16 protein-coding genes are annotated in these 14,961 nt (G+C 53.9%); 6 read left to right on the top strand and 10 right to left on the bottom strand.

Annotation, left to right across the window (positions count from 1 at the left end; all coding sequences use genetic code 11):
* Positions 1 to 95: 95 nt before the first annotated feature.
* On the bottom strand, positions 96 to 2,432 hold the full coding sequence (locus AC6T8Q_RS19070) for a redoxin domain-containing protein (protein ID WP_500680592.1): 2,337 nt from the start codon (positions 2,430 to 2,432) through the stop codon (positions 96 to 98).
* 259 nt (positions 2,433 to 2,691) lie between these two features.
* Between AC6T8Q_RS19070 and AC6T8Q_RS19065 the strand changes: the two genes are divergently transcribed.
* Both AC6T8Q_RS19065 and ygfZ read left to right on the top strand, forming a co-directional pair.
* Positions 2,692 to 3,906 carry a lactate racemase domain-containing protein gene (locus tag AC6T8Q_RS19065; protein ID WP_500680591.1) on the top strand — a complete coding sequence of 405 codons (1,215 nt, stop codon included), beginning with the start codon at positions 2,692 to 2,694 and terminating at the stop codon, positions 3,904 to 3,906.
* A 24-nt stretch (positions 3,907 to 3,930) separates the two neighbouring features.
* Positions 3,931 to 4,806: a CAF17-like 4Fe-4S cluster assembly/insertion protein YgfZ gene (ygfZ, locus tag AC6T8Q_RS19060; protein WP_500680590.1), complete on the top strand. Its 876-nt coding sequence runs from the start codon at positions 3,931 to 3,933 to the stop codon at positions 4,804 to 4,806.
* Here ygfZ and AC6T8Q_RS19055 read toward each other — a convergent pair.
* Entirely contained in the window at positions 4,803 to 5,288 is a 486-nt protein-coding gene (locus tag AC6T8Q_RS19055) for a hypothetical protein (RefSeq protein WP_500680589.1), read from the bottom strand. The genes ygfZ and AC6T8Q_RS19055 overlap by 4 nt on opposite strands.
* A gap of 5 nt (positions 5,289 to 5,293) precedes the next feature.
* Positions 5,294 to 6,358: a zinc metalloprotease gene (locus tag AC6T8Q_RS19050; RefSeq protein WP_500680588.1), complete on the bottom strand. Its 1,065-nt coding sequence runs from the start codon at positions 6,356 to 6,358 to the stop codon at positions 5,294 to 5,296.
* A gap of 248 nt (positions 6,359 to 6,606) precedes the next feature.
* On the opposite strand from AC6T8Q_RS19050, the gene AC6T8Q_RS19045 reads away from it, so the two are divergent.
* Positions 6,607 to 7,128, top strand: coding sequence for an NUDIX hydrolase (locus tag AC6T8Q_RS19045; protein ID WP_500680587.1), 522 nt, complete (start codon positions 6,607 to 6,609; stop codon positions 7,126 to 7,128).
* Positions 7,129 to 7,150: 22 nt separating this feature from the next.
* Here AC6T8Q_RS19045 and AC6T8Q_RS19040 read toward each other — a convergent pair whose 3' ends face one another.
* The gene (locus AC6T8Q_RS19040; RefSeq protein WP_500680586.1) at positions 7,151 to 7,504 is read right to left on the bottom strand and encodes a hypothetical protein; all 354 of its coding nucleotides are present in this window, start codon (positions 7,502 to 7,504) and stop codon (positions 7,151 to 7,153) included.
* Positions 7,505 to 7,799: 295 nt separating this feature from the next.
* On the opposite strand from AC6T8Q_RS19040, the gene AC6T8Q_RS19035 reads away from it, so the two are divergent.
* Both AC6T8Q_RS19035 and AC6T8Q_RS19030 read left to right on the top strand, forming a co-directional pair.
* On the top strand, positions 7,800 to 8,465 hold the full coding sequence (locus AC6T8Q_RS19035; protein WP_500680585.1) for a hypothetical protein: 666 nt from the start codon (positions 7,800 to 7,802) through the stop codon (positions 8,463 to 8,465).
* A gap of 11 nt (positions 8,466 to 8,476) precedes the next feature.
* Entirely contained in the window at positions 8,477 to 8,845 is a 369-nt protein-coding gene (locus AC6T8Q_RS19030) for a hypothetical protein (RefSeq protein WP_500680584.1), read from the top strand.
* 26 nt (positions 8,846 to 8,871) lie between these two features.
* Here AC6T8Q_RS19030 and carA read toward each other — a convergent pair whose 3' ends face one another.
* The 5 genes from carA to AC6T8Q_RS19005 form a co-directional block, all read right to left on the bottom strand.
* On the bottom strand, positions 8,872 to 9,999 hold the full coding sequence (gene carA, locus AC6T8Q_RS19025; protein WP_500680583.1) for a glutamine-hydrolyzing carbamoyl-phosphate synthase small subunit: 1,128 nt from the start codon (positions 9,997 to 9,999) through the stop codon (positions 8,872 to 8,874).
* Positions 10,000 to 10,293: 294 nt separating this feature from the next.
* A complete protein-coding gene (locus AC6T8Q_RS19020) occupies positions 10,294 to 11,811 on the bottom strand; it encodes a hypothetical protein (protein WP_500680582.1) in 1,518 nt (505 codons plus the stop codon).
* On the bottom strand, positions 11,808 to 11,948 hold the full coding sequence (locus AC6T8Q_RS19015) for a hypothetical protein (protein ID WP_500680581.1): 141 nt from the start codon (positions 11,946 to 11,948) through the stop codon (positions 11,808 to 11,810). The genes AC6T8Q_RS19020 and AC6T8Q_RS19015 overlap by 4 nt, the downstream gene beginning before the upstream one ends.
* Positions 11,945 to 12,871: an ABC transporter ATP-binding protein gene (locus AC6T8Q_RS19010; protein ID WP_500680580.1), complete on the bottom strand. Its 927-nt coding sequence runs from the start codon at positions 12,869 to 12,871 to the stop codon at positions 11,945 to 11,947. The genes AC6T8Q_RS19015 and AC6T8Q_RS19010 overlap by 4 nt, the downstream gene beginning before the upstream one ends.
* Positions 12,868 to 13,290 (bottom strand): GntR family transcriptional regulator, encoded by a 423-nt coding sequence (locus AC6T8Q_RS19005; RefSeq protein WP_500680579.1) that lies wholly within the window; start codon positions 13,288 to 13,290, stop codon positions 12,868 to 12,870. The genes AC6T8Q_RS19010 and AC6T8Q_RS19005 overlap by 4 nt, the downstream gene beginning before the upstream one ends.
* 254 nt (positions 13,291 to 13,544) lie before the next feature.
* On the opposite strand from AC6T8Q_RS19005, the gene AC6T8Q_RS19000 reads away from it, so the two are divergent.
* Positions 13,545 to 14,186 carry a DJ-1/PfpI family protein gene (locus tag AC6T8Q_RS19000; RefSeq protein WP_500680578.1) on the top strand — a complete coding sequence of 214 codons (642 nt, stop codon included), beginning with the start codon at positions 13,545 to 13,547 and terminating at the stop codon, positions 14,184 to 14,186.
* A 266-nt stretch (positions 14,187 to 14,452) separates the two neighbouring features.
* Here the strand turns inward: AC6T8Q_RS19000 and AC6T8Q_RS18995 are convergent.
* Positions 14,453 to 14,961 (bottom strand): LamG-like jellyroll fold domain-containing protein (locus AC6T8Q_RS18995; RefSeq protein WP_500680577.1); only part of this gene is annotated, 509 nt, incomplete at its 5' end.

Raw genomic sequence — 14,961 nt, 5'->3', positions numbered from 1 at the left:
ATTCTCTTTCTGTTCAAGCCGACTGTTCAATCCGGTCGGGGCTTAGCGATTGTAAGTTTCTCAACCACCGAACTTAAAATCACTCGCCGAGAAATTCAAGGTGCCGATTCCGCCGCTATTCGCCACGCGGTGAGTCGATTCCCCGCCGACACCCACAAAAAGGGGTCTTTCTCGGTGACCCGAGCAGCCAAACCGCTAATCGAATCGCCGTAATCGAAACGATCAATAAGCTCACCCTGAGCACTGAGAAAGTGCAAAGAACCATCGGGCCCAGCCACGACGACACTATCTTTCAGGTCGGGCAAATCGATTCTTTGAATCGGCGGAATGGATCCCTGATATTCGCCCGGCGGCAAATCATAGCTCCACGCAACTTTGCCGTTGCGATCAAAAGCCACAACGGCATATCGACCAGCCTTGACTGAGCTGATGCCACATCGTGTTTGTTGCTCGTCGTGGGTGAACGGCTCGAGCGAAATTAAGTTATGCCCGACGATCACGATCTCGCGATTCAACTTGCCATCGGCAGTGATTTCGGTGACGGTTCCTCGAGTGCTGGTACACCACAGCGAACTATCTTTGCCCGATTCAATGGCGGGCCCTTCCGCAACTTGCAGCACATGATCCAAATGGCGATTGACCCACACTCGTTGCCCTTCGAGTGATCCTTCCTGAACGCCTAACCCGCCCCAATAACCAACAAACACGTTGGGCTTCCCAGCCGATTTCAAATCGAACAACCGCGCATCACCAATCCCCGAATGTTGCTCATCAGGAAAGGAAAACACAAGTTGCCAATCCTTGTCGAAGAGAAACACCTGTTGCCAATCGACGCCGCTTACCAGAAACCAGTTTTTCCCGTCGGCATCGGTAGCTGCTCGAACTAATCCAGCAGATTGCTCGGAATGCTGGGGGAGTTTGATTTGCCCGATTGACTTACCGCCGTTGTCATAGCGAACCACCGCCTCGCCGCCATCGATAACCAATATTTCTTGGCTGTCTCCCGTGAGAACCACCACGTGGCCCGGCTTAGTCAGATTCGCAAGTTTCGATTTCCAAACCTCTTCGACAACGAGCTTCTCCGGCAACTTGCGTGGTGAAATCTCCGCGGTGGCGGGTTGTTCGTCAACGAGCGAACGTTCCAGCGTGGCGGCTTCCATGATCGCTAAGTGTTCGTCGAGTTCACGCGTATGCTGATCTTTAGCAGCTTGGACCAAATCTTCGCCCGCTTGAATCTGGCGAACTTTTTTCACCAAGTCGTCGGCGTTCTCCAACATGCCGGTATGCATGTCCTGCAATTGGCCGTCGGCACTCACCAACATCAAGGTGGGAGTCGCTTTGACTTCTAAGTTGTAATAGGCGTTCTTTTCCAAATCCCGCAGCACGGGAATGGTGCCGCCCCAGGACTCAAAGGTCTTGGCAACGGTTTCGGTTGGCAAGCCTTTGGGGTCTGTGCTCACCGCGTAGAACACAACACCTTCGTCATCTTTCAACGCTTGAAATGCCTTTTCCAATTGAGGTGTGTGCTGTTTGCACGGTGCGCAATCCGTTCCCCAGAACTCCAATACGCCGATCTTGCCTTTCAGCGATGCCGGAGTCACTTTGTTCCCCGTGAGATCTTCAAATGCAAATTCTTTGACCGGCTTGCCGAGATTCGGTGACGGCCCTTCCGCAGCCGGAGGAACGAATCGTCGCACGAGCCGCGCGCCTTCGGGAATGGTGATCGTTACAACCTCGTCATCGAACTGCGGATTCAGTGTGATATCAGAAAAATCGAGATCAACCGAAAAACTGGAAAACTGACCCGTGGGATCCAAACTTTTACGCTGTTGATCGATGGGAATTTCCATCCGTCGCAGAATAAATTTGTCCTTATCGATCCATAGCACACGCTGGCCTTCAGGTTCCGTGAGTGCGATTCGATAGCACGCAGCACCCTCGATTTTTTCTGCCGGCAACATCTTGAGTGTTGTGCTGCGCGGAAATAAAGGCTTCTCCGCATCACGCGCGAGCAACATCATTAGTTGTGGAAAGAGATTCTCAATCCCCACCTGCAAAATGGCTTGGCGAAGTTCTGGCTCGGGGATCAGATTTTCGGCGGTCGTTTCTCGAGGAGCGATCGCTTCGTGAATTTGTTCCGGCAATTCGTTCGCCACCGACCGCACACGCTTTCCATCCGAAGCGATGCGATATTTCGTGCGTCCCTGACTGCTGGGGATCGCGTCCTCGTAGGAAATCGCATAGCGGTTCAGCCGACCAAATGCCAATGAAAGATGCGTGAAAGGCATCTCGGTGACACTACCCCGCGAGCGGCTCACACCCCGTTCCACGAGAATCGCATTGTCGGAGTAGGAATCGAGCGCGGCGTAAGTGCCACGTAATTTGGCAAGAATATCTTCAGGCGAAATCTTGTCGGCTTTCGATTCTTTCACTCGCGGTGGGAGCTTTGAATCGCTGCAAGCGGACAACAGAAGTGTCGCTGCCGCCACGACGAACCAGGTCTCCAGAAAAAAACGACTTTTCGAGCAGTTGGTCATCTAGAAAACTCACGGCGAAATACGTTGATCGAGAGCCCCGCTGGAATTGACGTGCGTTCGACCCGACGGCACCCCTTGACCAAGAGGCCACTCACTGCGCCAATGGTTGAAGTTTATCAACATATCACACGACTACGCGGCGGCCTAGAGAGCCGTGCTCTACGAATCTATGAAGCTTACTTACGGCAACGGAACAACCTGTGATTTATCAACCACGAATGTCGTGACAGTTCGTGCCAACAACGTGGCAGCGATTCCCGATGACGACATACCCGCACGAGTGGAACAAGCCTTTGCCAATCCGCTTGAATATCCTGAACTCGCCAGTGCGACCGTTCCGGGAGACACGGTGGCCATCGCTCTCGCGTACGGCACGCCTCATGTGTTGCGAGTCGTCGATGGAATCATCACAGCGTTAACACACGCAGGCGTAGAAAAATCAGCCATCACGATTTTGCTTTCGCCAGAGTTCGCCGCAGATGGTGTAGTACAACATTTGTTGCGCGAACAGGTGGGAGAAGACCTCCCGATCATTCTTCATGTCGCCGATCAAGAAGAGCAACTGGCCCTGCTGGGCGTTACTGCGGCGGGCCTGCCCTTACGGCTCAACCGTGTGCTGTGCGATGCTGATCTGGTGATCCCAGTTGGTGTCACCACAGGGGGCGAACGCGACTTTTCTGGCACGGGGATGTTCCCCACGTTTTCCGATCAAGAAACAATCGGCCGTTTTCATTCCCCCAGCTCGCAAGAATCGAAGTCGAGTCGTCAGAAGCTGCAGGAGGAAGTTCATCAATGCGATTGGTTGCTTGGTATTGGTCTGGCATTGCAGGTCGTGCCTGGTCCCCAAGGCAAAGTTGCCGCGTTCTGCTGCGGTACGCCGACTGCCGTCGCCGAGGCAGCGCGGGGCGCTTATCGCGATGTGTGGTCGACTGAAGTGGATCGCAAGGCGGAGTTGGTTGTCGCGACGATCGTCGGCAACGATTCTCAGCAAACTTGGCAGAACTTGAGTCGCGCGCTTTCGGCGGCTGATGAGCTTTTGATTCCCGGTGGCGCGATCGCTATCTGTTCGGATATCGCAGCGCGGCCCGGGCCCTCCGCCAAACGGTTGCGCAATGCCCAAGATTTGGCCGATGTCGAACGCAAGCTGCTCAAGGATGCCTTCGCCGACAGTCAGGCCTCGCTGTTGTTATGTCGCGTGCTGCAACGCGGCACGATTTATCTCAAAAGCCAACTCGACAGCCGTCTTGTCGAGAGCCTGGGATTCGCCCCCATCGCTTCGGACAAAGAACTCGCCCACCTGATCGGCAGCTATCCGCAGTGTGTTGTTTTGGAACAAGCTCAGCACTTGGAACCAAATTTGACCGCTTGATCCATTCAACAAGATTCAATTTCCATGCCTTCGAATCCTGCTTGGCAAGACGATTACACGACGCTCACGACCTCGGGTGGGGGGGTACGGCTGGAGAATTGGTCGCAAGTTCAACTCACGGGTCAGGATCGCTTTAAGTTTCTGCACAACATGTGTACGAACGACATGCTTCGCCTAGTGTCCGGCCAATCTCGTGAAGCGTTTTGCACCGACGTCAAAGGCAAGATTCTGGCCCACGTGACCGTGATCGCCGAAACGGATCCCGAACGGTTACTCTTACTCACGGTTCCCGGCCAAGCCGACAAACTGATCAAGCATCTCGACCGCTATATCATTCGTGAAGATGTGCAACTCGCCGACCTAACAAACGAAGCCACTTGGAGATATCAAATTGGCTCCACGAGCGACGCTGGAATTTCCTGTGATTGGCTCTGGCCGGGCGGTTCACTATCCCGGGCGGCCAACGAATCATCGTTGGTCATTGACGTCGATTCCCCAATATTCACGGCACTTCGCGTGGAATCTGGTTTTCCACTGTTTGGCGTTGATTTCTGCGAGTCGCACCTGCCACAAGAAATCAATCGCGATGCCCAGGCCATCAGCTTCAACAAAGGCTGCTATCTGGGTCAGGAAACGGTGGCTCGCATCGACGCCTTGGGACATGTCAACAAGAAGCTCGTTGTCGTCAAATTCGACGGTACAGATGTTCCTGCGATTGGGACAACGTTACTCAGTGGCGATCAAGAAGTCGGCAAAATCACAACCAGCAGTTGGTCTCGGAAACTTCAGGCCCCTGGGGCACTCGCCATGGTAAAGCGCGGGGCCAACGAGATTGGCACAATTTTGCAATCTGAACTTGGCGAGGCCGTGGTAGTTACTCCCATTGCTCGCCAAGGCTAAGCGACGTTTGCGGCCTGCGCGATTTCAATCGTTCTCACCGAATCGAGCCAACTTTGCAACCGCGCGAGTCCCTCCCCTTCCGCTGGAACTTGTCCCACGATTTCAAAATGGCCTTGCAGTAAAGTCTCACGCAAATCAGCAAGCCGTCGCAGCAGGTTGGCAACGAACTCTTTGGATTCAGCTGTGCTCATTGCGCGACTGTTCATCGCGACTTCCTGCTCCATGCGTTCTGGCTGCCAAGTATGAAGTTCCCCTGCGACGGCTTTGATAATCGAGTTGTCAACGAATGCTCGTCGCAATTCCCGAGAGCGATTGAACTGATACACCGGGTCCGCGTCGAAATAAAGACTCAACGCGTTGTCGCGAAAACCGGCAAACAATTCACAGGGCTCGTCAAGGATCTTGAGCTTCAACATCAGACGGGGTACAAGAGCCTTGGCATCGCGCAACAAATCTTCGCGATCTTGTGCTTGGCGTGCCATGAACGCTACCGACTGTTCTTGTCGCTGCCACGGCGTTGCTGATAGCGACGGCTGGCCCGCTTGAGAAAGGCCCGTTCTTCTTCCGACAAGTTTTCAAAACTCGTCTCGTGCAACCGGGCGAGAATGTCGTCGACCCGAGCATCCTCGTTGGCTTCCTGCTCGCGGCGTTTGCGATCCAGGGCCTCTTGCTGCTTATCTTGCAAGTGCTCGACCAAAACGGCTTCACGGTCTTCTTCGACCCAATCCGTGGTGAGCCACTCTTCATCGTCGGAATCGAATTCGTCGATGGCGATGCCCACGTCAAACTGCTTGGACACTACCGTACCTCGCCCACCATACAACAGCAGCACAGCTACGAACGCCAACGGATACCAACTCGGCATGATCAGCACTGTGGTATTCGCATAGGAGACCACCACCGCCGCCACGGCAAAGAATAAGGCCATGCCCAAGGCAATATGCGAAGTGGCGGTATTGGCGGAGCTTCGTCCCAACACGGGCCACAGCATGCCGCGCAGGATTTCCGCACCGGCACAGGGATCGATTGGCAGCATATCGATCAACAGCAGCAAGCCGTTAACATAAACGAACAACTGTCCCAACAGTTTCCAAGAAATGAAGTGGCTCCCCAGATGCGGGAAGACATACTCCAAATCCGTAGGTCTGACAAAGAAGCGAAACATGTCGCCATTGCCACTCAAAGCTAAAGCACAGGCGGCGATCACCAAGAGCGCAAACGAGGCGATCGGCCCCGCCATAGCGGTGAGCAAATGGGCCGGTGGATCGGCCGGCAGGTGAATCTTCGATAACCCACCGATAGGTCCCAAAACGATGGTGGCAGCCTGCCCACCAATCCGCAGTGCCGTCACCAATCGTGCCAGCTCATGCACGGCGACGCTGAAGAGCAACACGACGAGCGACCAGCCAACAACCCGTTCGTCAATCTGCTCGACGTTGCGGGTCAGGAAAAATGCACTCAGTGCCACGAGCGGAAACAAAATGTGCAGCCGCACTTCCGCTTCCCGCCAGCGGCCTATACACAGACTCCAAATTCCATGTGCAGAATTCATCGCATGGCCGCTTGTGGGTGGCACCAAACTCAACAACCCTAGCAGAAAACGGTTTCAGAGAATCCCCGCCAAGGCAATCCGATTGAGAATAGACTGCCGCACTCTCTTAGAGTTATCCTAACAACCCCAACGAAAATCGGCAAACCTGTCCGCCGTTACGGCAAAAACTCGCGGAAAAACGAACGTGGTTGCCGCATACTGAAACTGTCGCCAGGTCTGCTGTCACCGAAGCCCGGTTAAGGAATGCCATGAGTGATGAACCCAAACTGTTGTTCCAGGCCAGCCGCTTTCAAGTGCTCGAGCGAAAACAAACCTTACAAGATGGTAAGCAAGTTTCGCGGCAAGTGATCGAGCATCCCGGCGCCGTGACAATTCTCCCGTTGCTCGAGGGAAATCGCGTCTGCCTGATTCGCAACTTTCGCGTTGCGGTGGGCAAGACACTTATCGAGCTTCCCGCGGGGACAATAGACAACAAAGAGCCCCCCGAACAGACCGCGATCCGTGAACTCCAAGAAGAAACCGGCTACACCGCCGAGCGTTGGACTCAGCTACCGGCCTTTTATATGTCGCCGGGCATCCTACACGAACGCATGTACTTGTTCGTCGCCGAGGGACTCACCCCCGGCGCAACGGCCAGGGAAACTGGCGAGGAGATCGATAACTTAATCGTTCCTTGGGACGAGGCCGTGCAAATGGCATTAAGCGGCGAAATCGAAGATGCCAAATCGCTGGTCGGCATCTTCCACTGGGAGCTTCTACGCAAGTGTTAGCCGGCAGCGTCCCGCTGCCGCGTTACTGCAGGTTTCTCAAAATCAGCCCCAAGATCGGCGCAATCGCCAAACAAGCTCCAAACACGGCGATCCCCGTGGGGGGAACGACATTGCGGACGCGATAAACCACCGGCAACAGCACCAGCGAAATCACGCCCAAGCCGCTGCCGGCCATCAACAGCATCTCTTTCATCATCCGTAACCCCGCGACATCGGGATATTGACGCGAGAAATAATAACCTCCCGCGATGGCCAAATTGCAAAACAACAGCGTGGTGATCGTCACCATCCAAGCGACCGTGATGGCATCGCTCGATTTCGATTCCAACGGTGTAAGCTCTTGCGGACGCTTACGCTTTTTTGATTTGCTGGGCATAGAATTTCGCACGAATGATGTGGCGTTTCAACAACACCATTTAACCTTCTCGCGTTCGGATTGACTAGAACCAGGCACTGGCCACTTTGAGTAAAATTATTTCAGAGAAATTCTTTGCTTCTCCCAACTTCGTAAGCTACTTTTCATTCGGCGGAACGTTGTAAACAACGCTCGCCAACCTACTCCACTTGCGGTACCCACCTACCTTGCCGCAGACCGACTTTTCCAACGTCGTTTGACGCTATTCCTCACCTTTGCCGCACGCTCACGCTGCGTCGTTACCCTTATCAACGTCATGTCGACACCCGCGACTTTGGAATCGTTGCATTCGGCACTGCAACCTCTGGAAGTTCTCCAGAGCGAGCAGGTGGAGCTCGGTTCGTGGATTCATGATTCGTTCTCCGCACTTGAAAAACTGCATGAGGAGCTCACGCAATGGCAAAGCGAACTTGCTCGCAAAGAGACCGAGCTGGACCTCCGCCAGGACGCGCTTGGTAAAAGCAAAACCGCGGAAAAAGGGCTGCAAAAACAAGCCATTCAGCTTGAGCAGCAACTGGCCGCCGCCAAAGAGGAACTTCAGCAACTCGAGGAGGAAAACAGTGAGCAGTTGCGAGAATTTGAAAACTTGGAAGCTCGTTACGGCGAGCTGGAAGTTGATCGCCAGGTCGCCCAACAGCGAATCACCGAACTGGAGGCTGCTTTGGAAACCGAACGAGCACGGGCCTCCGCTGACAATAACACTTGGAAGGACGAATTCCGCGAAATGCGCGGCGACCTAGAAAAATATTATCAACTCCTCGCGGACCAGTTGGAAAAAGTTGCCGTCACCGTGGACCATTGTGCCCACGAATCGAACACACCCCTGTCGGCCGGCGCAGCTCACGCCAAGAGTGCTGAGCTGCGTCGGCGGGCTTTGTCCCGCCGCGAATCACGTAAAGACCCAGCCGACATTCAGGATTAATCTCTCTCGCCATGAACCATCGACCCCACGCACCACACGGGGGCCGTCCGCACGATTCCAACGGCGCGGATTCGCTCCCTCTCGATTCTCCCTCGCATTTTCTACATGCCGAGTCGGATGAAGTGCAATTGCTGCTCGAAGAATTGGACGACGTCGTCTTCCAAGCCATTCACGGCGATGCCGATTCTTTAGAGCAAGCCCGCCAGCTCTGGCCGCAAGTGGTTCAGCAAATCGGCTGGGAGTTGGCCGAAGAATCCCGCGAGCAATACTTGCGCTATTCGACCGATCTCGCCCGACAATTCGAGCACGAAGAACTTCGCGATCCCCAACGAGCGCTCGCCGCCATCGAAATCATCGAGCTCCTGATGCGCGACTGCTAGCCGCTCGCGGCTTAGCGCGAAATCAATCACGCCTTCGCCATCGCATCCATAAATTCGCGAAACAAATAATGGCTATCGTGCGGCCCCGCTGAGGCTTCGGGATGATATTGAACGCTAAACGCGGCCACATCCCGTCGGCGAACCCCTTCGATCGTCCCATCATTGAGGCTGCGATGCGTCACCTCGAGATCCGCGGGGAGCGTCTCTTCATCCACGGCAAAACCGTGGTTCTGCGAAGTGATTTCCACGACACCAGTTCCCAATTGCTGCACTGGCTGATTAGCCCCGCGATGGCCGAATTTCATCTTGAATGTCTTGGCACCGCTGGCCAGTGACAGCAACTGATGCCCTAAACAAATGCCGAAGACAGGCTGTTTGCCGAGTAAATCGCGGATCGTGCCAATCGCATATTCCAGCGGTTCTGGATCGCCCGGCCCATTGGAAAGAAACACGCCATCCGGCTTAAGCGCGAGCACATCCTGAGCGGTAGCCGTCCCCGGCAGAATCGTGACACGGCAACCTTGGTCTACCAGATGCCGCGGGATGTTCCACTTCATGCCATAGTCAAGCGCAACGACGTGAAGTCCTTCCCCTTTCCCTTTTCCACTTTCCCCATTCAAATGAGTCCATTCACTCACCGAATCATCCCAGGCGGCTGCCTGTGTGGGAATCACTTCACGCACGAGATCACGCCCCACCAGTCCCAGGCTTGCTTTCGCCTTGGCCACCAGACTGGCATCATCCATGTCGATGGTCGATAGCACGCCGCGCATAGCCCCCTGGGAACGAATTCGCCGCACAAGCGCGCGAGTATCGATCGATTCGATGGCCACCACGCCCCACTTCTTCAGAAACGCGCCGAGCGATGCTTCCGAGCGAAAGTTGCTTTCGATGCGGCTATGTTCCCGCACGACAAAGCCGGCCAGATGGGGCTTGCTGCTTTCGTAGTCGCTTTGATTGACCCCATAGTTGCCGATTTGCGGATAGGTCATCGTGACGATCTGACCACGATAGCTGGGATCGGTGAGGATCTCTTGATAGCCGGTCATCGACGTGTTGAAGCAGACTTCGCCGTCGACTTCGCCAGCGGCGCCAATCGACGTGCCGGTGTACACAGTGCCATCTTCGAGAGCCAGTTTTGCGGGTTGTATCATTTGCGCGGGGCGTCTGCACACGGTAGGAGGCCAATAGAATGATTAAAACGATTTCGCCGTTAAGCTCGCCGCAAGGGAGCGACGATACGCAAAACAGGCTGTGGGTCTCCGGTTGTTTAACCATAACCGGTCAGCCTAAATTTCGAGGGTTCTTGCCCCGGCGAGCAAGGACCCTCATTTTTTGCGCCCTTCGATTTTAGCGGATCGAAGCGTTTCTCTGTAGGGGCCGCCACTCGCGTCAAATTGCCCCGATTCAACGAATTGCAACCGCCGCTCGAGGCTTAGCGGTCAAAATCAGCGATGCTGCTTCCAGCCCCAATTCCGCACAACGGCCTGCCAAGCGAGCGAAACCAGCATGATAAGAAAAAATGCGTAGTAAATTGTTGCTAACATCAGTTGAGTTGGTGTTGTGAGAATATCTATTATCAAGATTGATACCAAAAAACCACAGAACGTTAGAATCGCCGTATAAATTGGCTGCCTCAACAAAGCAAAGGTTGCCAAGGACATCGAGTAGACCAACAGGAACATACCCACAATCAAAAAAATACTATCAAGGGTTATGCCTTGCCAATCCTCAAGAAAGGAAGCATAGATTAGAAGCGCCCCAAAGGAAGAAAGTAAAATAGCAAAACCTGCCAAGTATTTGATCGCGAACCAGGCATTCAAATTAATAGGCCGCGATCGCCAGAAATTTTCGACTCCAGGAGCATAGTCCTCCAGCAAGACTCCAATGCCTGCCACCATGGTAACTAGTATCCCAACCATAAGAGTTACCGCCGTCAACATCTCACTGAAACGCGTTTGTCCCCCTTGCGAAAGCTGCCACCAATAAATGGCTGTTACGATTGCCAGCACGCCCCCTGCGGCAATTATTGCGAGCGGTCCCGTTTCACGAATTTGCTTCCAGAAAATCGCGGTAGTGGGACTCTTAAATGGCGCGGCGTTCATGCCGTTGGAAACCCCAAAACTCCAACGGTCACCAATTTCATGCGTATTCGTCTTGCCCACGCTCGCGAATCTCTTAAGAAACCAAAGTACCAAGACGACATGAATCGTTACTGTCACACAAGCAAACCACCAGAACTGACTTGATGCAGGATCCCCCCATAGCCGCGCAGCCAAAGCTGGCCCGCCCGGGAAGGCGGTCATGATAAGATCTCTCTCGATGGCCGAAGTACGATGAACGTACTTGTCCACAAAGATCATCGCACTCACATTCACTAACCATGACGCGGCAATGACAAGAAAACTTATAGCTCCCGCACGAACTTCGTCGGACCGGTTAATACCGATTGCTACCGTCCAAATCAATAGGCTAGTGACGCCCAAAAGTCCTGCGACGAGTTGTGACAGGAAAAGATTTTCGAGCCTCCACCCAAATGCAAGATTCAACTCTCTTTGCATTTCCAATTGAGGCTCCCGGTTCGTCTCCAACCAATTCAGCAACAAGAATTCCGTTAAGACAAGCGCGCAAACTGGCACAACCAAAACGAATAATGCCATGACCAGTTTCGCGGAACCAGGCTGCCACATCGGGACTGGCAGACCACGTAGAAATGTCGATGTGTTTCGCGCGTTTTCTCCTGCTGAAACAGACATGCCTATAAAGAGACCAGCTACAATTGCATACACATACATGCCAGACACGGGCATCAGCAGGACCGACTGAACGACTTGCGCGTCGTTGAAGAAACCAAAAATCAAAAGACTCAACACCGGCAGGCATGTCATCATGGCCGTAAGCGCTGCCATCTTCCACCGCTGCTCGCGCCACTCTTTCCACAACAAACTCAGCCAAATCGAATTCATTTGAGCACTCCTTCGGCTTCCGCCGTCATTCCCGCGCAGGCGGGAATCCAGCGCCCTGCCACAAAGCCTGGATTCTCTGGTCTCGTGGAACTCGCCAGGGAATGACGGAAAAGAGTCAAAAACATGTTCGAGTTCATGCCACCACCTCCGCCCCTGCGACTCGTTGAGTTGCGGCTAAGTCAGGCCTTTTCCCGGCGACGTAGGCTTCGAAGATTTCATCCAAGTTGAGATCGATCACCCGATGTTCGACCCCTTCCTGCTCGAGTGCCGCGATGATCGCTTCCGCTTCTTCGACGACAAGGGCTAAATCTGGCCCATCAGGACGTTGGTCGAGGATTTTCGCCTGATGGGCCAGTATCCCCGCCGCCTCGCGGCTGAGGGAAATTTGCTTCACGTCCCGCCGCAGATCTTCCGTCTCGGCATGCCGCACAATCACACCGTGATCGAGAATCGCCACTTCGTCGGCCACCGGCTCGACTTCATACAGCAAATGCGAACTGTAAAACACCGTGCGGCCTTCCCCTTGCAAGTGTGTGATCAGATCGCGGTTGAATTGTTTGCGCATGATGGGATCGAGCCCCAACGCGGGATCGTCGAGGATCACCAACTCCGGCCGATGCGCGAGCGCCAGCACCAAACCGAGCCGCACATTCTGCCCCTTGGAAAGATGCTTGATCCGCGTGGCGAGCGGCACTTCAAAATCCTTGGCATACCGCAAAGCAAGTTGATGGTCCCACGTCGGGTAGAACGGCGCCATGAATCGCAAAATTTCTTCGCAGCGCATCCATCCGTACATCGTTTGATCTTCGGCCAAATAACCAACCCGCCGCCGCACTTCTACCGGGTGCGTGGCTGGATCGAGATTCAAAACGCGAATCTCTCCCGAATCGCGTTTCAAAAGTCCCATCATCAGGCCGATGGCGGTTGTCTTGCCCTCGCCATTGCGACCTAAAAAGGCGAACGTCTTCCCCTTCTCGACTTGCATTGTGGTGCCGCATAACACCTCTTTGCGACGGAAAGATTTACGCACGTCACGAAACTCGATGGCCAGTTCGCTCATTTCGTCACCTTAGTTCGAGCCTTGCTATCTGAAAGATGTCGTGCCAGCACTTCATCGAGTGCCGTGGTAAGAAGTTCGTGGAGGTCGTCAGAATCCAACCCCAGCGCTACGCCCTGCCGTGCAAGTTGGCGGAATTCTTCAAGCAGTCGCTTGCGATGCGCGACAAGCGTCGATCCGCCAATGTCCTCGGCGACGAATGTTCCCTGCCCGTGCCGCATTTCGAGCAGGCCATCGCGTACCAGCCGCTCGTAGACGCGCAAGATCGTGTTTTGATTGACGGCCAGCTCCCGGGCCAATTCCCGCACCGACGGCAAACGCTCGCCCGGCACAAGCTTACCCGAGGCACACAGAGTGGCGATCTGCTCTGCCACTTGCGAGGAGATAGGAACCGCCGAGCCTTTTTCGATTCTGATCAACATAGCCGATTCGAATCCAGCATTAGAAAAGACCGCTGAGGACCGCCGTCACGTGGAAAATATCCGACAAACAACCCAAGTGACTACTGTTGTATAACACTGTTCTTGTCGTGTCAATATGCGGGAATATGGCTTTTCCCGATTTTTTTCGATGAGCTGCTAAGTCATCGGTTGCTACTGAAAGTCGCAAGTCGGATTTGGTGGCCACGCTATATTGATGATCGCTTACAACAGCGACGGCTCAATCGCCTGATAACATGAGGCTGCACAACTTGAACATTACGCTTAAAAAAATCGGCATCGTACTGTTTCCACGTTTCGAGACGCTGGACGTCTTCGGTCCCGTCGAAATGTGGGGCCACATGCCTGATTACGAAATCGCGATGGTTTCAGAGCATGGCGAGGCGGTGGTTTCGTCACAAGGAGTCGAGACGGTCGCCAAGTACTCCTTCGAAGACGCACCGCAGTTTGAGATTTTGCTGGTACCGGGCGGAATAGGAACACGCGTTGAAGTCTACAACTCCGTCCTGCTTGAATTCATCCGCCAGCAAGACCAACAAACGGAGTGGACAACGTCGGTATGTACGGGATCTGGCATTCTAGCGAAGACCGGGATTCTTGATGGGCGAAAGGCGACGACCAACAAACAGGCTCAACCCTACGCCTGGGCGACGAGTCAATCAACTGCCGTTATGTGGCAAAGCCGGGCTCGCTGGGTCGTCGACGGAAAGTATGTCACGTCCTCGGGAGTGACCGCTGGCACCGACATGGCATTGGGGCTCATCGAAATCATCCACGGCAAGCAGACCGCGGAGCAAATCGCGACATACGCGGAATACGTTTGGAACAGCGATCCCCACAACGATCCGTTCGAGATCGATGAAAATGAGGCGGGGTGACAGAACACCAGTTGAACATTACTGTCTAGGGCTGACGTCCTGGCCTTCCAAGTTTATCCAATTTCTCAAATGATAGATAACAAGACATACTTGAGTATTGCCGAGGTGCAATCATCTTACACATTTCGCTCTTCCTGTTGGCAACTCAGGACGGTTCGTCCTGGGCAGTTTCGCACCCCTAATGTTCGGAGGTTTTTATCGTCCGCCGCTAGATGCGGCAGCCCCGTCCAAGTACAGCGGTTTGGCCCGCCGCCGCGAGTTGCAGATTATCCATTAACTACGCATTTTTTGACTACTCGCCATTTAGTTGGACGTTGAACTAAACTTTGGAAGATGAGCAAAAATAGCATGATCGATGCAGATGGTTCGGGAATGGCAGCTAACTCTACGACGTCTGCAAACTCCAGTAACCGATTGTAAATGCGAATGTCATCTAACAGTCCATTGAGGGAATCTCCATGATTGTTCACATCTCCTTGGTGCCCAAATATCCAGCTTTCTAAAGGTAAGTCATCTGTAAAGCTGCCGGACGACACAAGAGTGGCGTCCCGATAAATTGATGCCTGCCCCACGACACGGTCCAAAATAACTGCGTAATGCTCCCACTCGCCAAGGATTGGTGGATTCGGGTCCTGCACCAGAACCGCACCATGGTCATAATAAAATCCAACGCCTAAGTTGTCTTCGTTTCCAATGACTACCCAGTGGTGAAGTCCGTCGGATGGACCAATAATACGAGGATTCGTGCCTTCTTCCGCTTTTACTTTAAGCCAAA

Source organism: Bythopirellula sp. (assembly GCF_041737835.1).
Taxonomy (GTDB): domain Bacteria; phylum Planctomycetota; class Planctomycetia; order Pirellulales; family Lacipirellulaceae; genus Bythopirellula.
The sequence above is the reverse complement of the archived record's forward strand: the minus strand, read 5'-3'. Positions and strand labels throughout refer to the sequence as shown.